Source organism: Desulfovibrio sp. SGI.102 (genome assembly GCF_050314315.1).
In the GTDB taxonomy this organism is placed as follows: domain Bacteria; phylum Desulfobacterota; class Desulfovibrionia; order Desulfovibrionales; family Desulfovibrionaceae; genus Desulfovibrio.
The window spans coordinates 13,080-33,045 of the sequence record NZ_JBNPNC010000014.1 but is presented as its reverse complement, the minus strand read 5'-3'; the positions used below and the strand labels follow the sequence as shown (position 1 = coordinate 33,045).

The window sequence follows — 19,966 nt, the reverse complement described above, 5'->3', positions numbered from 1 at the left end:
CGCCCCGGCGCAAGATTCCGGCCCCCTGCCCTGCCGGTCAGGGCCGGCGCAGGGCCGCGCCCATCAAACGGCAAGGCAGCGCGGCCGTCAAAGCAAGGCGGGGAAGCTGGAGCTACCTTTCCCCCGCAGCCGCATGAGCCATCCCCTATTGCGGGTGCTCGGCATCATAACGCCGGATGCTGGCGATGAAGGCATCTTCCAGCGTGGGGTCGTCAGGCACGCCCGGCAGGCCCCGGCAGGAGGCCTTGAGCTCGTCCGGCGTGCCCATGCTGATCATGGCGCCCCGGTAGATGAGGGCCATGCGGCCACAGTATTCGGCTTCTTCCATGAAATGCGTGGTCACCAGCACCGAGGCACCGGCCTCGGTCATGGCCGTGATATGCTTCCAGAAGTCCCGGCGGGTGCGTGCGTCCACGCCCGATGTGGGTTCGTCCAGAAACAGCACCGGCGGCTCGTGCAGGGTGGCGCACAGCAGGGCCAGGCGCTGCTTCTGCCCCAGCGGCAGGCTGTGGGTGCGGCTGTCCAGATAGTCCGTCAGTTCCAGGGCCTGCGCCAGCACGGGCAGCAGGGCCTTGCGGCGTTCCGGGGCCAGACCGTACAGCTCCGCACAGGTCAGGATGTTCTCGCGCACCGGGATGTCCAGATACAGGGAAAATTTTTGCGCCATGTAGCCCAGACGCGAACGCGCCGCACTGCCCGCACGCAGCAGGTCCACGCCGTCCACGCTGCACTGGCCCGACGTGGGCCGCGACAGGCCGCAAAGCATGCGGAAGGTGGTGGACTTGCCCGCACCGTTGGGCCCAAGAAGACCAAATATCTCCCCGGCGCGCACCGTGAAGCTGATGTGGTCCGCCGCCGTGAAATCCCCGAAGCGCTTGGTCAGCTCCTTGGCCACGATGCGTTCCGGCGCTTCCACGGACAGTTGCGACACATGCCCGCCGCTCTCGCCGCCTGTCCTGCCGTAGGGCGAAGGTTCCTGATTGAGGCCGCCCACCATGTGCATGTAAGCGTCTTCCAGACGGGCGGGGACGTTCTCGCCCCCGGCCTCGCGCACGGCGGCCCGGGTGCTTTCCGGGGCATCCCGCCCCAGCAGCACGCGGATGCGGCTGCCCTGCATCAGGGCATCTTCCACGCCCGGCGTCCGCGTCCAGCGGGCCAGGGCCGCCTTGCTGCCCTCGCTGCCCGGCGACACATGGAACACGCGCCCTTCCACCCGGGCGGTGAGCCCCTCGGGCGGGCCGTCGTAAAGGATGCGGCCGCCGTCCAGCATGATGATGCCCGGACAGCGCGCGGCCTCGTCCAGATAGGCCGTAGACCAGATGACGGTCATGCCGTCGTCGCTCAGTTCGCTGACCATCTGCCACAGCTCCTGCCGCGACAGGGGGTCCACGCCCACGCCGGGTTCATCCAGCAGCAGCACGCGCGGCGCCCCCAGTAGGGCGCAGGCGATGCCCAGTTTCTGCTTCATGCCGCCGGAAAGGCGTCCGGCCAGACGGCGGGTGAACGGCCCCAGCGAGGTGAAGGCCAGCAACCTGTCGAACAGGGCATCGCGGGCCTCGCCCTCCAGACCGCGCAGACGGGCGTGCAGGCGCAGATTGGCCATGACGGAAAGGTCTTCATACAGGCCGAAACGCTGCGGCATGTAGCCGATGCTGTTGGGCGCGTCCGCCGCCACCTTACGGGCGGGACGACCGAACAGCAGGGCCTGCCCCGCCGCCGGTTCCATGAGCCCGGCCAGCAGGCGCAGCAGGGTCGTCTTGCCCGCACCGTCCGGCCCCACGAGACCGGTGATGCGTCCGGCCGGGATGCGGGCATCCAGACCGCGCAGGGCCTCCACGGCCCCGAAGCGCATGGCCAGACCGCGCAGCTCCACGGCGATGCCGTCCTGCGGCGTCGCGGCGTCCTGCACAGCCTCCGGGGCGGCCTGTCGGCCGGTTGCCCCGCTCCGGTCATCGCCATCGGCACGACCGTGCGCAGGCCGGGCCGTGTCCGGCACCCCGGCTGCCCGACGCCGCCACCAGGCGGACCAGAAGGACATTAGGGCTCCACCAGGGTCACGGTCACGGGCATGCCCTGCCGCATGACGTTATCGGGATCGTCCACCTGCACCCGCAGGCGGTAGACCAGCGAGGTGCGCACTTCCATGGTCTCCACGCTCTTGGGCGTGAACTCCGCCGCCGGAGAGATGAAGCCCACCCGGCCCGAAAATTCCTTGTCCGGCACCGCATCCACGCGCACCCGCACGGCCATGCCCGGCTTGATGCGCCCCAGTTGCGGCTCGTCCACATAGACGCGCAGCCACACCGGGTCCACCAGGCTCAGGGTGTACACGGTCTGCCCGGCCTGCACGATGGCCCCGGCCTCGCGGGCACGGGTCAGGACGATGCCGTCCTGCGGCGCGGTCAGCAGCGCATCACGCAGCCGGATCTCCGCCAGCTCCAGTGCCGCCGCCGCGGCATCCACCGCCGCCCGCTGGGCCAGCACCTCTTCCTCGCGGTAGCCGGACAGCAGCATGTCGAGCTGTTCCTGCGCCGAGCGCAGCTCCGCCCGGGCCGACCTGTCCGAACTGCGCGCGTTGTCCAGCTCCTTCTGGGAGATGGCGTTGCGTGCGCGCATGGCGCTGACGCGGTTCAGATTGATGGCCGCATTGTCGGCCACGGCACGGGCACGGGCCACGGCGGCGCGGGCCTGTTCCACTTCTTCCGTGCGGTAACCGCGCTCCAGGCGCAGCAGCTGGGCCTTCTGCCCGGCCAGCTGGGCCGCCGTCTGGTCCCGCTGCTGGCGCAACAGGTCGTCGTCCAGACGGGCCAACTCCTGTCCGGCGCGCACGCTGTCGCCTTCGTCCACCAGTACCTGGGCGATACGGCCATCCACGCGGAAGCTCACATCCACCTGACGGATCTCCACATTACCGTACAGCACCAGGCTCCCCTGCGTCCTGTCCCACAGGAAGTACCAGCCCAGCGCCACGGCCACGCCCACAAGCAGCACCGCTGCCAGAATCTTTTGCCGCATATCTCTCTCCCGCATGGAGCCCGGTCAGGAAGGAAGTCCCCCTGCGCCCCGCAGCCCCGGACACGTCTCCATTCTGGCCCCGGCTCGGGAATCCGGCATGATACCGGCCGGATGCGAACGTCAGGGCCCTCAGGCTAGGCAGCATACGAAGATTGTCCCGCCCTGTCCATCCGGGGCGGGGATGGGGATGGCGGAGATGGCGGGGGAGGAAGGGGCATTTTTTGTAAAAACTGCCCCTTCCTCCCCCGTACCCCCTCCAACCCCGAAAAAACTTTGCTCCGGTCGTTATGGCAGGTCCCCGTCTTTGAGCGACGGCAGGAGATTCCCGCCCCGGTCCATGAAACAAGAAAGACTGATAGCTGTGCAGGATATAAGGGAAATATGAGCTCTCAGCATCCGGCACGGAAGGTGGAACAAAAGACAGGAGCCCACCGCAGACCGGGAAACACGATCCGGCGGCTGTACGGCAGGCCATGCCGGACAAGCGAAAGATGAGGCCAGGGAAGAACGGGCAGGAAAAAGACAGGCCCCATGACGACGGCGCTGGAGAAGCGCAGACAAAAAAGCCCGTCGCAGGACACGACGGGCCGGGGAACATGGACAGGAGAGCCGCTGCCGTCAGGTCAGGACAGCGGAGAAAGGGACAGGCTCACCCAGGCATGGCTGCCGCGGGGCCTTTTCCCGGAAGGGTCAGCGGTCTTCCTCCTTGCGCCGGGCGGAAAATTCTTCCAGACGCTTTTCCCCGGGACCCGGGGCAGGACGACGGGGCATTCAGCCGCAACCGCCATTCTTGAAGACCCAGCGCATGACGAGGAACATGACGATGATGCCGATGACGGCGAACAACGGTCCAGGCATATGACCTCCCGGGCATGATGTATGCCCTGTGGTTACGGGTTATCCCGGCAGCTGCGCTTCGGCACGCCAGGCGGCCAGCGCTTCCGGGAAGGGAGAGAGCACGCGTTCCAGCACGCCCTGCGCCAGCGAGATGCATATGCCGTAATTGGTCATGGGCAGCCCGTGGGCCCGGGCTTCGTCCAGCCGGGCCAGCATCTGGCCGCGCGTGATGGCGCAGGCGCCGCAATGCACCACGGCGGCCGCGTCTCCCGCATATTCGGTAAATTCCTTGCCGGCCAGCATGGGGGTCTCCACGGGGCCGCCGGCCAGCCGGGCCAGCAGGCGCGGGATCTTCACGCGGCCGATGTCATCTTTTTGCGCATGGTGCGAGCAGGCTTCCTGCACCAGCACGGTCTGGCCGGGCCGCAGACGGGTCAGGGCCGCCGCCCCCCGGGCCAGATCCACCAGATCGCCCTTGGTGCGGGCCATGAGGATGGAGAACGTGGTCAGGGGCACGGACGGCGGCGTCAGGCGCGCGGCCACATGCACTACCTGCGAATCGCAGACCACCAGATCCGGCGGCTCCCGCAAGACGGCAAAGGCCTGCGGCAGCTGCTCTTCCGTCACCACAAGGCACAGGCAGCGGCCATCCAGGCTGTCCCGGATGGTCTGCACCTGCGGCAGGATGAGGCGGCCCTGCGGCGCCCCGGAATCCAGCGGCACCACCAGCAGCAGCGTGCCGTGCTCCGGCAGCAGGTCGTGCACCAGCGGCGGCTGTTTCAGGGCCCCGGCCGGAGCCAGACGGGCCAGCGCCGCCCGGATGCCTTCCAGTCCCCAGCCTTCCCGGGCCGAGGCCCAGAGCACGGGGACCGTCGCGGCAAGGCCGTCAGGACGCCATGCGGCATCACAGGTATCCGCCGTCCCGCGGCTGTTGACCACCACGGCAAAGGGGATGCCCGCAGCGGCCAGACGGGCGGCGGTGTCGGCGTCCACGGCCTCCCAGCAGGGGGCATCCAGCACCAGCAGGGCCACGTCCACCCGGCGCATGGCCCGCAGGCTGCGCTCCACCCGCTGGGCGCCCAGCGAGGCATCCCGATCGTCCAGCCCGGCCGTATCCAGAAAGACCACCGGCCCCAGGGGCGCCATCTCCAGCGTCTTTTCCACCGGGTCCGCCGTACTGCCCGGCGTGGGGGAAACGATGGCCACATCCTGACCCACGAGCGCGTTGAGCAAGGAAGACTTGCCCGCATTGCGCCGCCCGAACAGACCGATATGCAGGCGCAGGGCCTTGGGACTTTCGTTCATGCCGAACTCCTTCATGCTGGCCGCCGGTCATGCCGGACGACACGCCATAACTTGTATGCTGAAAATCCTGATGCGGAAGCTACGGGAGGCGACAGGACAGGCTCATGCCTTCAGCCGCGCTCCCGGCCTTTCCTTCCAGATATAGGAACGCCACGGGCACCTGTCCATGCCGTCATCATCGAAAGAGCATAAAACACTGCCCCGCTGCACATTCCAGGCCCGCTTGCAGCAGCTCTCCCCGCTCCCTGGCCGTCGCCGTCACAGAAGCCTTTCCTCACCAAAGACAAGGAAGTCCGTTCCACACCTGCCCTGTCACGGACATCCCGGCATGAGGACATAGAGAATAAAGCGACTCGCCAAAGTCCCTCTGACATCTCCCAGCCCCCATGGCCATCCCGCGATGTCCCTGCCCCGCAGACAAAGACGGGGACCCATCATACCGGCCGGAACAAAGTTTTTTCGGGGTTGGAGGGGGTACGGGGGAGGAAGGGGCAGTTTTTACCAAAAAACGCCCCTTCCTCCCCCGTCAAAACATTTCGCTCTCCCCTGCCTAAGCTTCCGGCAGCGCATGCTCCAGCCCGGCGCCCGCAATGGCGCGCCGCACGGCGTCCATGTCCACCACAGCCTTGTGGTCGTAGATGCGGTAGGCAGCCCGGCGCGCCGCCGGGGTGAAGGAAGGCATGAGCACGTTGCCGCCCGCGGCAAGGCCCTGCCGCTGACCGTCTTCGGGACGCAGGCTGGCCAGCGCCGTGGTGGCGGGCAGGTTGGCCCAGGGCAGGGCCAGACGCAGCACGGCCATGACCCGCAGGCACAGCTCCGTGGAGCCGCGCGGCTGCCGCCCCAGGGGCGTGTCAGCCTGGGGCACGAAGGGCCCGGCCCCGCACATGGCCACGCGCATGTCCCGCACCAGCAGGATGTCGTCCACCAGGCTTTCGGGGCGCTGGCCGGGCACACCGACCATGAAGCCTGAGCCCACCTCATAGCCCAGCTCCGCCAGCCAGGAGAGGGCCTGCAGCCGGTCGGTCAGACGATAGCCGGGATGCAGGGCGGCATAGAGACGGGCATCGGCGGTCTCGTGCTTGAGCAGGAAGCGGTCGGCCCCGGCCTCCCGCCACAGGGCGTACCATTCGCGCGGCTGCTCGCCCACGCTCAGGGTCACGGGCAGGCCGAAGCGCTCCTTGAGGCCGCGCACTATCTGCGCCAGCCAGAGAGGGTTGCGGGCCATCTCGCCCGATTGCAGCACCAGCGTGTCCACCCCGGCGGCCACGGCCTGTGACGCGGCCCGCAGCAGCTCCGCCGCCGACAGGCTGTAGCGGGACAGACGCCTGTTCTCGTGGCGCAGGCCGCAATAGCGGCAGTTGCGGCGGCAGACATTGGAAAATTCCAGCAGGCCGCGCACATGCACATGCCGCCCCTTGTGCCGCAGGCGACACTGGTGCGCCAGGGCCTGCAACTCCGGCCAGGGCAGGTCGAAAAGCAGCTCGCGCACTTCGGCCCGGGAAAGGGAGGGGATGGAAGCGGGGGCCGCGGAAGAACAGACGGCCTCGCGGCTGGCCGTCGCGGGGGAAGACGGTGCGGATTCCGGCATGGCGGGATCTCCTGGAAAGACTGGCGGGGCAGGAAGGGCCCTGCCCGGCGGGATGGAGGAAGGAAAAAGGCGGCAAGCGCCACGGGGAAAGCCCGGGGCCGCTCCCGGCAGACAGGAGCAGCCCCGGAAAAGGCTGTTGGCCTAGAAGCGGAAGTCCCGCTGCCCGGCCTCGATGGCGTCCAGGCACCGGATGGTGCGGGCGCGCACCTTGTCGCTGGGGATCTTGTCCAGTTCCTTCCGGATCATGTCCAGGCCCACGGCCCGGGTGGCGGGCGAGGCGTAGTCCTGCAGATATTCCTTGAGGGTCAGCAGGGCATTGGGATGACAGCAGTTGAGGATCTGGCGGCTCTTGCACAGGCTCATGAAGCGGTCGCCGGTGCGGCCCTCGCGGTAACAGGCCGTGCAGAAGCTGGGGATGTGGCCCTGATCCATGAGCCAGCGGACCACCTCGTCCAGGGTGCGGCGGTCGCTGACATCGAACTGGGCGGAGTTCTCGTCCTCGGGCTCGGGCTCGCAATAGCCGCCCACGCTGGTGCGGGAGGCACCGCTGATCTGCGAGACGCCCAGGGGCAGCACCTTTTCGCGCACGGCCTGGCTCTCGCGGGTGGAGATGATCATGCCGGTATAGGGCACGGCCACGCGGATACAGGCACAGATGCGGGCAAAGGTCTCGTCGTCGATGCCGTTGTCGAAAACGTCGGGATCGATGTCGTCGGCCTTCTTGATGCGCGGCACGCTGATGGTGTGCGGGCCCACGCCGTGCACGGCCTCCAGATGCTCGGCATGCATGAGCAGGGCCGCAAATTCGTAACGATAGCCTTCCAGACCGAAGAGCACGCCCAGACCCACGTCGTCGATGCCGCCCTGCATGGCGCGGTCCATGGCTTCGGTATGCCAGGCATAATCATGCTTGGGGCCCGCGGGGTGGAGCTTTTCGTAGCTCTGCTTGTGGTAGGTCTCCTGGAACAGGATGTAGGTGCCGATGCCCGCATCCTTGAGCATCCGGTATTCTTCCACGGTGGTGGCCGCGATGTTCACGTTGACGCGGCGGATGGCCCCGTTCTTGTGGCGGATGCCGTAGATGGTGCGGATGCAGTCGAGGATGTAGCCGATGGGGTTCATGGTGGGGTGCTCGCCCGCTTCCAGGGCCAGACGCTTGTGGCCCATGTCCTGCAGGGCGATGACCTCGCGGGCCACTTCCTCCTGGGTCAGCTTTTTGCGGATGATGTGCTTGTTGCGGGCGTGGTAGGGGCAGTAGACGCAGCTGTTGACGCAGTAATTGGACAGGTACAGCGGCGCGAACATGACGATGCGGTTGCCGTAGAACTCGTGCTTGATGCGGTTGGCCAGCCGGTACAGGGCCTCTACCCTGTCCGGCAGCTCACAGGCCAGCAGGACGGAGGCTTCCCGGTGGCTCAGGCCTTTGCAGAGCGCGGCTTTGGCAAGGATGCTGTCGATGAGCCCGGCATCGCGGGCGTGTTCCGCCGCCCAGGCAAGGGTCTCCTGCACCTCTTCGTGATCTATGAATTCTTCGGCATGCAGGGAATGGGGATCATACATGGCAAACCTCTCTGGCGTGCGCCGTTTTCGGACAGGACACAGGGCTCGACAGAGAGGAACGGAAACCGTCCCAGGGTCAGGTGGCCCCCTTTCCGCAGACGGCAGGATGGCTAGAATTTCTGTTCGTAAGGATAGGGAGAAGCGGCGAACATCTCTACATCACGGGGATTGGGGAACGTCCCCGCCTCCACCAGACGGCGATACCCGGCGGACTGGTCTGCCCAGCGGGTATGCAGCAGTTTTTCGGAAAGCGGGCCCAGCGGCCGCTTCAGATAGGCGGCATACAGTTCCCTGACCTGGGCGTTGTCCTGCGAGGCCCGCACGGGAAAGGCGGCATCCGCGCCGTAGACACCGTGGATGCGGTCCAGCATGTAGTCCCTGATGTCCCGGAACCTGGCCACAGCCACACCGGCCATGCGCAGGCTGATCATGGCACCGCCCGCGACCACGCAGGCCGCACGCAAGAAACCGCGACGGGTCAGATGCATCATCTTCATGGTGTATCCTCCTAAACTTCCGCGCGGTCAAGGCGTTGCCGCAGCGAGGCATACAGGCTGGTGGCCCGACGCCGGGCCTGCTCCAGCAACGTGGGCATGATAGGCTGCCCGCCGCCGCAGACGCAACCTCCAGGACAGGCCATGAATTCGATGAAGTGATACGGAGACCTGCCCGCGCGCACCTCGTCACACACTTTTTTGAAACGCTTGGCCCCGTGGACCACAGCCACACGCAGCTCCGTGCCTTTGATGGTCAGCGTGGCTTCCTTGAGGCCGTCCAGACCGCGCACGGTCTTGAAATCCCAGCTTTGGGGCTTGCTGCCCGTGATGGCTTCATAGGCGTAGCGCAGGGCGGCCTCCATGACACCGCCGCTGACGCCGAAGATGGTGGCCCCGCCCGACGATTCGCCCATCAGGCTGTCGCGGCCGCCATCGGGCAGCGAGGCAAAGTCGATACCGGCTTTCTTGATGAGCCAGGCCAGCTCACGGGTCGTGATGGTGGCGTCGATGTCGCGCCGGCCGCTGGCCGCCAGCTCAGGCCGCAAGCCTTCGTATTTTTTTGCGATGCAGGGCATGATGGAGACGGTGTAGACCGTGTCGGGGTCATAGCCCATACGCTCCGCGCCGTAGGTCTTGGCCAGGGCCCCGTTCATGCCGATGGGCGACTTGCAGGACGAAAAGTGCGGCAGCAGGTCGGGATAAAAGGTCTCGGCATATTTCTGCCAGCCCGGGCAGCAGGACGTGAACTGGGGCAGGTCGCGGCGCGCGGCCAGACGCTCCACGAATTCCGAGGCTTCCTCCCATATGGTCACGTCCGCGGCGAATTCCGTATCCCAGCAATGGGCGAAGCCCAGAGCCTTGAGTGCGGAGAGCATCCTGCCCGTGCTGACCGAGCCCACCGGCAGGCCGAAGCAGTCGCCCAGGGCGTAACGCACGGCAGGCGCGGGCATGGCGATGCAGCGGACGTCCCTGCTGGCAAGTCTGGCTTCCAGCTCGGGGACCCAACTTTGTTCCTCATAGATGGCCAGCTCCGGACAATGGGTCAGGCACTGGCCGCAGTTGATGCAGGCTTCGGGATGCGGGATGGCGTGCTCCCGCCCCACCTCGCCAAAGATGGCCCCTGTGGGGCAGTACTCCTGGCAGGTATCACAGCCGACGCAACGTTCGGCATCGATCTGCACGAACGGCAGGGTACCGGGATGCGGCCCCGGCTGCGGCACATGCGGCACATAGCCGATATGCTCCATCTCGATGCGCTTCATGAATCCTCCTTGGGGGAAAGCTCCTGCCCGGCGGCAGTAAGCAGGACGCTGCGTACTTTCACACCGGGAATGTTCCCCAGTTTTCCGGTCATCGCCCCGAGGGCATCCGTACTGCCGTCCACCAGCAGGGCGATGATGCTCAGGCCCCGCTCACGGTACGGCACGCCCATGCGCCCCACCACCAGATCGGCATACTGGCTGATGACGTTGTTGACGGAAGCCGCCCGGGCCTGCCTGTCGTGGATGGCGAGGGCCACCACACCTATCCGTTTTTCCTGACTGACCATGTCGTATCCGTGTCCCCAGGACGGTGACGCGCGGCGGTACGGCCCGGCGCCCGGTGCGCCGGTCATGGCCGGCTTGCGGCCCGCCCCTGCGGGCCCGCCGCGCGATATATGGCTGTGCATGCTCCCCTGACTGTGCCGGATGCCGGGGCCCTGAAAGCAATCAGGGGATACCGGTGGCAAGTCGGCATCCCCTGAACGGTCTCCCCGACTGCCAAGAAGAGGAAGACAGGAGGCGCATGCAATCGTGTTATTTTTTATAAAAACGTGTTACAAACCTTGTAGCCTCCCCCTTGCCCTGTGTCAAGGGAGGCAGAAAAAAAGCCGGGAAGATGATCATGGATCATCCTCCCGGCACAGAGCGTCGTCATCTGCCTGCCGCCGGTCCGGACGGGCGTCCCGTCAGCGACGGCAGGTCACGGGCAACGGGGACCTGGCCCCCGGTTACACCTTGCCCTTGGTGGCAAAGTTCTCCACGGCCTTGGCGCCCTTGGCGGCGGGCATCACCACACCGGCGCCGCCCACGCAGCCGCCCACGCAGGTCATGACTTCCACCAGGTTGCCGGGGCAGCCGCCCTTGACGAAGGACTGCAGCTTCTTGAGGCCCTGGGGAGAAAGGCCGTTGATGGCCACGGGACGCACCTCGAAGCGGTCGCCCACCCGCTTTTCCACAGCGGCGGACACGCCGCCCGCGATGGCATAGCCGCGCGCCTCGTTGCTGGGGCGCTCCAGCCCGTGCTCTTCGCACTCTTCCACCACGATGCCGCGGGCATTGAACAGGGCGCCCACTTCTTCGAAGGTGAGCACGTAGTCCACCATCTCGTCGTGCAGGCCTTCCTGGCGCTTGGCCACGCAGGGGCCGATGAAGACCGTCACGGTGTCGGAATGGCGCTCGCGGGCAATCTCGGCCGTATAATGCATGGGCGTGGCGGTCTCGGACACATGGGGCAGGAGCTCGGGCGCGTGGCGGCGCACGGCTTCCACATAGGCCGGGCAGCAGGAGGTGGTCATGAAGGTGTCGCCGCGTTCCATGCGTTCCACGAATTCCGCGGCCTCACGCTGCGAGGTGACGTCGGCGCCCAGGGCCACTTCCATGACGTCGCTAAAGCCCAGACGGCGCAGGGCCGTGACGATGCGGGCCGGGCCGCCGGGGAACTGGCCCACGATGGCCGGGGCCATGAGGGCCGTCACATGGCGGCCGCTGGCCAGGGCACGGAGCACGGGCAGCACTTCGCTGCGCTCCATGACCGCACCGAAGGGGCAGGCGCGCATGCAGCGGCCGCAGCTGGTGCACTTTTCAAAGTCGATCTCGGCGCGGCCCTTGTTGCCCTTGTGGATGGCGCGCACCGGACAGGCCGCCTCACAGGGGACATTGAGGCGCACGATGGCATGGTAGGGGCAGGCGTCCATGCACATGCCGCAGTTGCGGCACTTTTCGGGGTCGATGGTGGAGCGGCCGCGAGAGAAAGAGATGGCCCCAAAGCGGCAGCTGCCGATACAGGAACGCGCCACGCAGCCCTGGCAGGCGTCAGTCACATAGTAACGGGCACGCATGCAGCCCTGGCAGGCGATGTCACAGACCGTCAGGATGGGCCAGTTGGGCTCCTTGCGCTCCAGGGCCTCTTCGGCATAGGTGCGCAGGGGGATGGAGTCGTCCGTCTCGTCTTCGAGGCGGAAGCCCATGGCGGCACGCAGGCGTTCGCGCAGGATGGCGCGGTCCTTGTAGATGCAGCAGCGGCTCATGATCTCGCTGCCGCGCGGGCGCATCAGCAGGGGGATGCGGTCCACGTCTTCCGGCAGGGTCCCGGCCCAGAACGAAAGGGCCAGACGTTCGATGACGCCGAGGCGCAGCGAACTCAACATGTTGTCAGTCTTGGTAGCGGGCATGGTCTCTCCTTGCGGTGGAACGTCCGATAGGATGTTCGTCCGAAGACAGGCAAATGGCGATGGCCGGGACATCCGGCACCAGGGACAGGCGCCTCGAACAGGCGCGACAGGACAGGAGCGGCTCCCCGGACGCACGGGGCCGGGAGGCTGGCCGCCGCGCACGGGAAGAAGGATGCACGGCAGGGTGCCGTCCCGGGATGACTGTTTAATTAAACAAACAAGATTTGCAATAATAGCGAATATTTTCACATATTACAAGAAGGAGCCCAACGCCCCTCGGGCCGGGAAAAATGCCCGCATCCGCCGCTAGCGGCGACCGGGGACGGGCTTGCGGCTGCGCATGAGCGGTTTGCCTAGGTGCATGTCCTGGGCGATGGCTTCCACCGCGCGGGCACGGTCGTCCGTACCGCGCATGACCACCATCACCAGATAGAGCTTGCCGCTGCGCTCCATGCGGGTGCGCAGGCCGCGCCCTTCCAGACGCTGGCGCAAATCGTCCACGATGCCGGGATCGCGGAAGGCCCCCAGCTGGAAGACGAAATCGTATATGTCGGTGGGCGTTGGCGGCGGCGCCTTTTCCCCCGCGGGCACGGCAGGCTGCATGCCCGGAGGCATGGGCGGATAGGCGGGGGCCCCTGCCGCTGCCGGTTTGGGGGCCTGGGCAGCCGGCAACGGCGGCGAAACAGGCTCCAGACGCGCGCCGGGCTCGGCACGCAGGGCCCGGGAAAAACGCAGCTCCGAGGCCGCCAGCACCGAGGCTTCGACCAGGGCATCCTCTGTGTTCCCGGCATCAGCGGCCGTCTGGGCTTCGCCCGCGGCGGCGCTCTCTTCCTTTTCCCCATCCGTGGCGGCCGCCGCGGCCAGGGCCGCACGGGATTCCTCAAGGCTGCTGGCCCACTGGGCACGGCCTGTCATCACACCGCCAAGATACGCCAGCACGAGGGCCGCCAAAAAAAGCACGCTGGCCGTCACCAGGACCGGCAGGGTCACTTTCAGCCCTGCGGCGGGCGTCTGCTGGGAAGTATCCTGCGCACGGCGGGACGAAGACATGGCGGCTCCTTGGAAAACGGCGTGTTGGGAAAAAGGCGGACAGTCCCGCCCGACTGATTCCTATACCAGCCGGGACGGGCAGCGTAAAGGCCCCTCCTCTCCCGCTCCTCCGCCCTTCCGCCTGTAATGCCTTGCGGCCCCGGCGGGCCTTTGCTACACCTACAGCATGCCGCACGCTGCTGTGCGGTCCGATCCTGCCAACTACGGCCGACGTGCCGTCCCAGCCCTTCGGGACTGCAACCTGACGAGGTCCGACATGTTCCATCCCTGCCGTCTGCTTGTTTTTCTGACCCTTGTGTTCGTCTCCCTGCTCGCGTCCTCCCCGGCCTTCGCGACCAGGGACACCCCGGAAGACGAAAAAAGCCTGACCATCCGCAACGAAAGCGCCGAAGAGCTGCTGAGCATCCGCTTCACTGTGGGCAACCAGGCCAACTATGCCCGTCTCGACCTCCTGCCCGGCGGTGAAGACCAGCTGCTCAATCCCGGCGGCACCGCCGACCTGCGCATGGATATGGGCCTGTATCTGTGGGACTTCAACAAGGTCCGCCTGGCCAGCGTCCAGAGCCTGACCCTGTGCGGCGAACACCATCCCTGCCTGCTGGTCCGCGGCCTTGACGGCAAGATCAGCCACGTCAACGGCACGGAAAAATCCCTGCTGCCCGCAGAAGATGCCCGGCCCGTCTGCGCCCTGAGCAAATTCCGGCCCGGCATGCTGATGAAGGACGCCTGCGCCCTGCTGGAAAAGGACCCCCTGCGCGATGACGGCGGCGCCGTGCTGACCAGCCTGGGCTTTGCCGACATGGTCTGGGCCGCCCGCCTGACGCCCTACACCCCCGGCGATGACAATGTGGAAGCCTTCCCGGTCAAGGCCGGCGGCGAGGTGCTGGAGCATGTGGAACTGCGCCAGAAGCTCAGCGACCAGCGCCTGGACGCCCTGCTGGCCAGCCTTTACAACATGGGCTACCGTCCCTGGCAGGCCGAGCTGCCGGGCCTGGACATGAATTTCACCGAGATGCCCGTGGCTGACCAGAAGCGCCAGATGGAGATCCTGCACATGGCTCTGGGCATGCTCATGAACGCCCCGCGCGGTGACGCCTGCATCATGATGGCCCCCGGCGACATGCTGCCCGACCTCATCAGCGATACCCCCCGCAAGGATGTGCAGCTGTTCACCATCACCGTGCGCCGTCCCACCGCCACCCTCATCGTGGACATGACCGCGTACAGCGCCTCGTTCTAAAAGGGCAAGTTCCTTTTGTTGATTGGAGGGGAGGCCTTCCCTTTTGCTCACAAAAAAGGGAGGCTTTTCCCCAAAAAAATACGCTTTATTCAAAATATGCAATTTTTCTGTTATGAAAAAATGTAACGTAATATTTTTATTTTTAATTATATTTATTAATCTTGATTTCAACCTAATAGAGGCTAAAGAGACTCCGCAGGAACAATTCGAACGCGGTTTATGTTATCTTAGAGGAGATGGTGTAGATAAAGACTTGGAAAAAGCTGTCTCTCTTATTGAAAAATCTGCACAACAAGGGCATGCCCACGCTCAATTTTATTTAGGCCTATTTTATGCACAAGGCGAAATAAAAAGTAAAAATATAAATAAAGCTGTAGATTTTTTCAAAAAATCTGCACAAAAAGATGATACTGATGCTCAATTCTATTTGGGATTACTTTATAAAAATGGAAATGGTGTCCCCCAAGACTTCTCTAAAGCGAATCTATACTTTGAAAAAGCTGCTCGAAAGGGATTTTATCCTGCCCAGTATGAACTGGGACTTTTATATCTGCGTGGCCTAGGCGTAGAAAGAGATTTCCATCAAGCTAAAAATCTGCTTGAGAAAGCAGCACAGCAAGATTGCGATTTAGCAATGGTTGACTTAGGAATGCTCTATTTTTATGGACTTGGTGTTAGACAGAGCTACGCTAAGGCAAAAAAATTGTTCGAAAAAGCCTCTCAACATAACAATAATGAAGCTCAACTTCTTTTGGGAGAGCTTTATGAACGGGGGCTAGGTGTCAAAAAAAATGATACGATAGCCAAAGAATGGTATGGAAAATCCTGTGACAATGGTAATCAGTCTGGGTGTAATTCCTATCGACGACTACATCTTCGCTAATAAGGCTGCTTAAAATAGAAAAATCCTCCTGCGAATTACAGGAGGATTTTCATTCAAAAAAATAACTTTCTCAAGATGTCCGCCTTTCCTGGATAAAACCCATTTGGAAGAGGAAGGAGGACTGGGGGGAAAAGTAACCTTTGTGCGCTAGCCCCAAAAATTCCACCTCCCCCGCATCTTGTTTTTCTACAGCTTGCTGGCGCGCATGTCGCGCAGCCACTGGTACCAGCCTTCCAGGCCGGAACCGTCACGGCAGGAGACCTCGAACACGGCCAGTTCCTTGTTGAGGCGGGTGGCGAAATCCCGCGCCCGTTCGCGGTCGAAGTCCACATAGGGCAGCAGGTCCACCTTGTTCAGCACCATGGCCTTGGCCAGGTTGAACAGCAGGGGATACTTTTCGGGCTTGTCGTCGCCTTCGGTCACGCTCAGCAGGGCCACCTTGGCGTCTTCGCCGCAGTCGAATTCCACGGGGCAGACCAGGTTGCCCACGTTCTCGATGAACAGGATGTCCACGCCGTCCAGGTCCAGGCTCTCCATGGCCGTCATGATCATGTTGCTGTCCAGGTGGCAGCCGCCGTCGGTGTTGATCTGCACGGCCTGGGCGCCCGTGGCCGCCACGCGGCGGGCATCGTTGTCGGTCTGCAGGTCGCCTTCGATGACGGCCATGCGGAACTCGCCGGCCAGGTCATGCAGGGTGCGTTCCAGCAGGGTCGTCTTGCCGGCGCCCGGCGACGAGATCAGGTTCAGGGCCAAGATCTTGCGCTCACGCAGCTTCTCGCGCACGCTGGCCGCGATCTTCTCATTGGCTTCCAGAACGTTGCGCACCACAGGAATTTGCATCGTTTCCTCCCGGAACTCCGGCCCTTTTCCCCAGGGCCCGCCTGGCGGCAGCATGGCCGCAGGCCGTCGGTTTATGAATCCTGGCCCCCGCTGACGGAGGCTTCCAGATGACTGATCTGCAGCTCCTTGCCCTGCTCCACCGTGTGGCCTGCCAGGGCGCCGCACGCCGGACACGGCTGCCAGAGGGCTTCCTGTCCCTCGCCGCCGAAGGTCTGCCCGCAGGTGGAGCAGCGCAACAACAGGGGGATGGTCACCAGTTCGAGCCGGGCGGCCGCATGCGGCCCGCCCTGCACCAGGGCCTCGAAGCAGAATTGCAGCGAATCCGGCACCACGCCGGCCAGGGCGCCGCATTCCACACGGATGAGGTCGAGCCGGTCACAGCCCTGTTTGGCGATCTCTTCCAGAGCTATGTCCAGGATGCTTTGTGCGATGGACATTTCGTGCATAGTGCGCCGATGCTAGCGCAAAGCCCCCGGCGCGTAAAGGGATTTGGCAAATCTTGCCATTCGGCACAAATCATGTAGAGTTTAGCCGTGCCTGCATATGGGGCCTCATGGCATGCCCCGGCCCGGAAGGCCTTTTGCCCCGCCGCCGTGACACGCGCGTCATGAACCGCCACGCGCGATCTTCCGCCGGGCACTTCCCGGCGGACATCCGGCCCAAAGGCACAGGAGCCTACTGGCATGAACAAGATCTTTCTCTGGATAGTCCTCGCGGTCATCATCCTTGGCCTGCTGCTCATCCTGCTCAACACGCGTATGGGGCAGTCCGGCGACGCCCCGGTCCCGGCCGACAACTGCGTCTCCGCCCCTGTGAAGCCCGCGCCGCCCGTTGCCCAGCCCCCCCTGCCCGTGACGCCCGGCACGCCTGCCGATGGTGAAAAGCTGGCCGCTGCCGGGGTCAAGCCTTCTCCCGCTGCCGTGGAGCGCGGCTTTGCCTTCGAGACAGGAGAGGAAACGCCCGCCACGACGGAAAGCCCTGCCCCCGCAAGTCCGGGCACGACCCCGCTCACCGCTGCCGCCCATGACGAAAAAGCCCCGGCGGCCGCTCCTGCGGCTCCCGCCGCCCCGGCGGAAGTGAAGAAGGCGGAAAAGCCCGCCCCCAAGCCCCAGCCCGCGCCCCGCAAGGCGGCCCTCGCGCCCAAGAACCAGACCATCACCAACTTCGTGGTCTTCGTGCGTGACGGCGGCGCCACCATCCGTCTGGACGCCTCGTCCCCCATCCGCTTCAAGCATCTGGAGCTGACCAGCCCCTCCCGCGTGGTGGTGGATCTGCAGGGCACCTGGAAGCTCAGCGAACCCGGTGTGCCCAAGGGCGAGATGGTCAAGGACGTGCGCCTGGGCAAGAAGGGCAGCGACACCCGCATCGTCATCGACCTGCACGCCAAAGCCAAGACGCGCTACATCCTGACCAAGGGCAAGAAGCGCCTGGACATCCGTCTGGACAAGACCAAGTAACTTCTCGCAGCAAAGCGACAAAAAAACGGCAAAAAAACGGCAGGACCTTCCGGAGATCCTGCCGTTTTTCATAACTGAAAAAGGGAGGCTTTCGCCTCCCCTTCTTTTATTCCTTTTCCATTTCCCTGCCGCGTTCGTCAGCGGCCAGCACCGCGTCCACCAGCAGGCCGGAAAGTCCCGCCCTGTCGAGGACATTGACCCCGGCGATGGTCAGGCCGCCGGGCGAGCATACCTGGTCGCGCAGTTCCATGAGCGGCGTGTCGCTGCGGGCCGCCATGACGGCCGAGCCTTCGAACAGGGCCGCCACCATGTCGCGGCATTCCTTGCGGCCCAGGCCCAGGGTGACACCGGCCTGCACCAGTCCCTGCATCATGCCGAACACATAGGCAGGCCCGGCGCCGATGAGGGCCGAGAAGGCCGTGAAGCGGGACTCCGGCAGCTCCAGACAAACGCCCAGCTGGCTGAAGAAGCGCAGGATGTCTTCCTTGCTCTCCGCCGGGACCTTGTCGTCGAAGCACAGGGCGAACACGCCCTTGCCCACCAGCGCGGGCGTATTGGGCATGCAGCGCACCACGGGGCAGCGACCGCCCACGGCAGCCTGCAAACGGGCGATGCTGATGCCCGCCGCCACGGAGATCACCACCGTGTCGGGCCCGAACTCGGGCGCCATCTCGGCCAGCAGGGCCTCGATCTGGTAGGGTTTGACGGCCATGACCACATAGCGGGCCTTGCGGGCCAGCTCGCGGGCCGAATCCAGACGGGTGACGCCCGCCGCTTCCAGAGGCGCCATGCGTGCTGCCGTGCGCGTATGGCCATACAGGGTGCAGTCCAGAGAAGAGGCGGCAAGACCGGCCAGGATGGCCCCGCCCATGTTGCCGCAACCCACACAACCGATGCTCATGCTCATGTTCGTTCTCCATCACCGCCACAGGCGGCTGTCAGCCGGGAAGCGCTCCAGACGCTCCCGGAAAGATCACTCCGGCTTGCCGAACTGTCCGGCCCGCAGCTGGGCCAGATGCCAGACGTAGCGCCGCAGGGGCACCACGGCCACGCCCTCGCGGTTCTCCCAGCGCTCCAGGGCCCGCAGGGTCGAGGCATGCGGATGCCCGATGGCGATGGCGATGCCCTGCTTGCGGGCCAGGCGGGCGGCCTTGTCCAGCGCGGCCAGCACCTTGTCCGTGCCCTGGGGATCGTCCAGAAAAACATGGCGGCTGGCCGTGACGATGCCCTGGCGGACCATGCTGGTCTCCAGCTGGCTGTTGCCGCGGGTGACGCTGTCCAGCACGAACAGGCCGCGCCCGTAGGCCAGACCGGCCAGCATGCGGCAGGCATCGCGCCGTCCGGTGAACCCGGAACCCATATGATTGTTGAAGCCCAGGGCCGTGGGCACCTGCGCCAGCGCCTTGTCCAGAGCGTGTTCCATGGCATAGGCGTCCATGTCCGTCTCCAGCGCTCCGGGGCCCGGATTGGGCGCGGTGCCGTTCTTGCGGGGCATGGCCTCCATAGGCATGTGCAGCAGGACGTCCAGCCCCATGTCCCGGGCCACCTGCTGCACCGGACGGCGGGCAGCGGCATGGGGCCACAGGGCCAGGGCCACGGGGAACGGCAGGCTGGCCAGCTGCTCCGCAGGCTCCAGCTTCTGGCCCATGTCGTCGATCACCAGCACCAGAGCAGGTTCGGGCATGGGCCGGGAAAGCGTGGCCAGCATGGTCTCCCAGCCGGGGAAATGCAGGACGAGGCAGGTGCGGCCGTCCACATCGGCTTCCAGCACCCCGTCGTCCGTCCAGCGCAGTTGCGGCATGGGCACGTCATCGGCCAGCAGGCGCTCGCCGTCAGGGCCGGTACGCAGGGCCTCCTGGCACAGACGCTCCTGCAGGGCCAGGGCCAGACGCAGGGGGGCGCCGTCCCCTTCCACACGGTAATGCCGGGCCTCCTGTTCCGAAAAACCGGGCATGGTCAGCAAACGGCAGCCGGGCATGACCCGGGACAGGGTCTGGCGCATCAGATCGTCCAGACGGTCCCGGTGCCGCAACCAGTCACCGGTGGCCAGCACGGGCTGCCCGTCCTCGGCCACCAGCACGGCGCCTCCCTCCCGGGAGGCCAGCCACAGGGACAGGCCCAGACACAGGCAGAACCACAGTAAACCGCCCACCAGCAGGCGGGTCGACGCACACGGCCCCCCGGAGAGGCCGTCGTGATCGTCGCCGCTCGGGGGGCCGGGATGTAAGAAAGGCAAGCGCACAGGTTCCCTCCGCGCCGGA

At 65.3% G+C, this 19,966-nt stretch carries 17 protein-coding genes; 3 read left to right on the top strand and 14 right to left on the bottom strand.

All coding sequences use genetic code 11. The annotated features are described in order from the left end of the window. Positions 1–145 precede the first annotated feature (145 nt). The 10 genes from ACQRCJ_RS04925 to ACQRCJ_RS04880 all read right to left on the bottom strand — a co-directional run bounded on the left by ACQRCJ_RS04925 (position 146) and on the right by ACQRCJ_RS04880 (position 13,285). A complete protein-coding gene (locus ACQRCJ_RS04925; RefSeq protein ID WP_427799425.1) occupies positions 146–2,038 on the bottom strand; it encodes an ATP-binding cassette domain-containing protein in 1,893 nt (630 codons plus the stop codon). Beyond that, positions 2,038–3,015 carry an efflux RND transporter periplasmic adaptor subunit gene (locus tag ACQRCJ_RS04920; protein WP_239465086.1) on the bottom strand — a complete coding sequence of 326 codons (978 nt, stop codon included), beginning with the start codon at positions 3,013–3,015 and terminating at the stop codon, positions 2,038–2,040. Before ACQRCJ_RS04920 ends, ACQRCJ_RS04925 begins: the two co-directional genes overlap by 1 nt. An 897-nt stretch (positions 3,016–3,912) precedes the next feature. Further along, positions 3,913–5,157 (bottom strand): [FeFe] hydrogenase H-cluster maturation GTPase HydF, encoded by a 1,245-nt coding sequence (hydF, locus tag ACQRCJ_RS04915; RefSeq protein WP_427799424.1) that lies wholly within the window; start codon positions 5,155–5,157, stop codon positions 3,913–3,915. Positions 5,158–5,707: 550 nt separating this feature from the next. Then, a complete protein-coding gene (gene hydE / locus ACQRCJ_RS04910) occupies positions 5,708–6,745 on the bottom strand; it encodes a [FeFe] hydrogenase H-cluster radical SAM maturase HydE (protein ID WP_297138207.1) in 1,038 nt (345 codons plus the stop codon). A 141-nt stretch (positions 6,746–6,886) separates the two neighbouring features. Continuing rightward, a complete protein-coding gene (gene hydG / locus ACQRCJ_RS04905) occupies positions 6,887–8,305 on the bottom strand; it encodes a [FeFe] hydrogenase H-cluster radical SAM maturase HydG (protein WP_168935382.1) in 1,419 nt (472 codons plus the stop codon). A gap of 110 nt (positions 8,306–8,415) precedes the next feature. Then, entirely contained in the window at positions 8,416–8,802 is a 387-nt protein-coding gene (locus tag ACQRCJ_RS04900) for an iron hydrogenase small subunit (protein ID WP_168935381.1), read from the bottom strand. A gap of 11 nt (positions 8,803–8,813) precedes the next feature. Beyond that, positions 8,814–10,064: a [FeFe] hydrogenase, group A gene (locus tag ACQRCJ_RS04895; RefSeq protein WP_168935380.1), complete on the bottom strand. Its 1,251-nt coding sequence runs from the start codon at positions 10,062–10,064 to the stop codon at positions 8,814–8,816. Further along, entirely contained in the window at positions 10,061–10,471 is a 411-nt protein-coding gene (locus ACQRCJ_RS04890; RefSeq protein ID WP_427799423.1) for a TM1266 family iron-only hydrogenase system putative regulator, read from the bottom strand. Before ACQRCJ_RS04890 ends, ACQRCJ_RS04895 begins: the two co-directional genes overlap by 4 nt. Positions 10,472–10,792: 321 nt before the next feature. Beyond that, positions 10,793–12,235 carry a 4Fe-4S dicluster domain-containing protein gene (locus ACQRCJ_RS04885; RefSeq protein ID WP_168935379.1) on the bottom strand — a complete coding sequence of 481 codons (1,443 nt, stop codon included), beginning with the start codon at positions 12,233–12,235 and terminating at the stop codon, positions 10,793–10,795. Positions 12,236–12,541: 306 nt separating this feature from the next. Further along, a complete protein-coding gene (locus ACQRCJ_RS04880; protein WP_427799422.1) occupies positions 12,542–13,285 on the bottom strand; it encodes an SPOR domain-containing protein in 744 nt (247 codons plus the stop codon). A 256-nt stretch (positions 13,286–13,541) separates the two neighbouring features. On the opposite strand from ACQRCJ_RS04880, the gene ACQRCJ_RS04875 reads away from it, so the two are divergent. Together ACQRCJ_RS04875 and ACQRCJ_RS04870 are read left to right on the top strand one after the other, a co-directional pair. Further along, positions 13,542–14,525, top strand: coding sequence for a peptidoglycan glycosyltransferase (locus tag ACQRCJ_RS04875; protein WP_168935378.1), 984 nt, complete (start codon positions 13,542–13,544; stop codon positions 14,523–14,525). A gap of 43 nt (positions 14,526–14,568) precedes the next feature. Beyond that, a complete protein-coding gene (locus ACQRCJ_RS04870) occupies positions 14,569–15,408 on the top strand; it encodes a tetratricopeptide repeat protein (protein ID WP_204675223.1) in 840 nt (279 codons plus the stop codon). A gap of 186 nt (positions 15,409–15,594) precedes the next feature. Here the strand turns inward: ACQRCJ_RS04870 and hypB are convergent, their stop codons facing one another. Beyond that, positions 15,595–16,248 carry a hydrogenase nickel incorporation protein HypB gene (gene hypB, locus ACQRCJ_RS04865; RefSeq protein WP_006009267.1) on the bottom strand — a complete coding sequence of 218 codons (654 nt, stop codon included), beginning with the start codon at positions 16,246–16,248 and terminating at the stop codon, positions 15,595–15,597. 71 nt (positions 16,249–16,319) lie between these two features. Then, on the bottom strand, positions 16,320–16,685 hold the full coding sequence (locus ACQRCJ_RS04860; protein ID WP_329968263.1) for a hydrogenase maturation nickel metallochaperone HypA: 366 nt from the start codon (positions 16,683–16,685) through the stop codon (positions 16,320–16,322). 246 nt (positions 16,686–16,931) lie between these two features. Between ACQRCJ_RS04860 and ACQRCJ_RS04855 the strand changes: the two genes are divergently transcribed. After that, the gene (locus ACQRCJ_RS04855) at positions 16,932–17,705 is read left to right on the top strand and encodes an AMIN domain-containing protein (protein WP_427799421.1); all 774 of its coding nucleotides are present in this window, start codon (positions 16,932–16,934) and stop codon (positions 17,703–17,705) included. A gap of 106 nt (positions 17,706–17,811) precedes the next feature. Here the strand turns inward: ACQRCJ_RS04855 and proC are convergent, their stop codons facing one another. After that, the gene (gene proC / locus ACQRCJ_RS04850; RefSeq protein WP_304004918.1) at positions 17,812–18,612 is read right to left on the bottom strand and encodes a pyrroline-5-carboxylate reductase; all 801 of its coding nucleotides are present in this window, start codon (positions 18,610–18,612) and stop codon (positions 17,812–17,814) included. Positions 18,613–18,678: 66 nt separating this feature from the next. Beyond that, on the bottom strand, positions 18,679–19,947 hold the full coding sequence (locus ACQRCJ_RS04845; RefSeq protein ID WP_302260250.1) for a divergent polysaccharide deacetylase family protein: 1,269 nt from the start codon (positions 19,945–19,947) through the stop codon (positions 18,679–18,681). Positions 19,948–19,966: the final 19 nt, after the last annotated feature.

Bases quoted from the DNA above. Each gene is read 5' to 3' on its own strand.
- ACQRCJ_RS04895 (WP_168935380.1), bottom strand. From the start codon at position 10,064: ATGAAGCGCATCGAGATGGAGCATATCGGCTATGTGCCGCATGTGCCG.
- proC (WP_304004918.1), bottom strand. From the start codon at position 18,612: ATGAGCATGAGCATCGGTTGTGTGGGTTGCGGCAACATGGGCGGGGCC.
- ACQRCJ_RS04875 (WP_168935378.1), top strand. From the start codon at position 13,542: ATGTTCCATCCCTGCCGTCTGCTTGTTTTTCTGACCCTTGTGTTCGTC.
- hydG (WP_168935382.1), bottom strand. From the start codon at position 8,305: ATGTATGATCCCCATTCCCTGCATGCCGAAGAATTCATAGATCACGAA.
- hydE (WP_297138207.1), bottom strand. From the start codon at position 6,745: ATGCCGGAATCCGCACCGTCTTCCCCCGCGACGGCCAGCCGCGAGGCC.
- ACQRCJ_RS04925 (WP_427799425.1), bottom strand. From the start codon at position 2,038: ATGTCCTTCTGGTCCGCCTGGTGGCGGCGTCGGGCAGCCGGGGTGCCG.
- ACQRCJ_RS04860 (WP_329968263.1), bottom strand. From the start codon at position 16,685: ATGTCCATCGCACAAAGCATCCTGGACATAGCTCTGGAAGAGATCGCC.
- ACQRCJ_RS04885 (WP_168935379.1), bottom strand. From the start codon at position 12,235: ATGCCCGCTACCAAGACTGACAACATGTTGAGTTCGCTGCGCCTCGGC.
- ACQRCJ_RS04880 (WP_427799422.1), bottom strand. From the start codon at position 13,285: ATGTCTTCGTCCCGCCGTGCGCAGGATACTTCCCAGCAGACGCCCGCC.
- hydF (WP_427799424.1), bottom strand. From the start codon at position 5,157: ATGAACGAAAGTCCCAAGGCCCTGCGCCTGCATATCGGTCTGTTCGGG.
- ACQRCJ_RS04890 (WP_427799423.1), bottom strand. From the start codon at position 10,471: ATGCACAGCCATATATCGCGCGGCGGGCCCGCAGGGGCGGGCCGCAAG.
- hypB (WP_006009267.1), bottom strand. From the start codon at position 16,248: ATGCAAATTCCTGTGGTGCGCAACGTTCTGGAAGCCAATGAGAAGATC.
- ACQRCJ_RS04920 (WP_239465086.1), bottom strand. From the start codon at position 3,015: ATGCGGCAAAAGATTCTGGCAGCGGTGCTGCTTGTGGGCGTGGCCGTG.
- ACQRCJ_RS04900 (WP_168935381.1), bottom strand. From the start codon at position 8,802: ATGAAGATGATGCATCTGACCCGTCGCGGTTTCTTGCGTGCGGCCTGC.
- ACQRCJ_RS04855 (WP_427799421.1), top strand. From the start codon at position 16,932: ATGAACAAGATCTTTCTCTGGATAGTCCTCGCGGTCATCATCCTTGGC.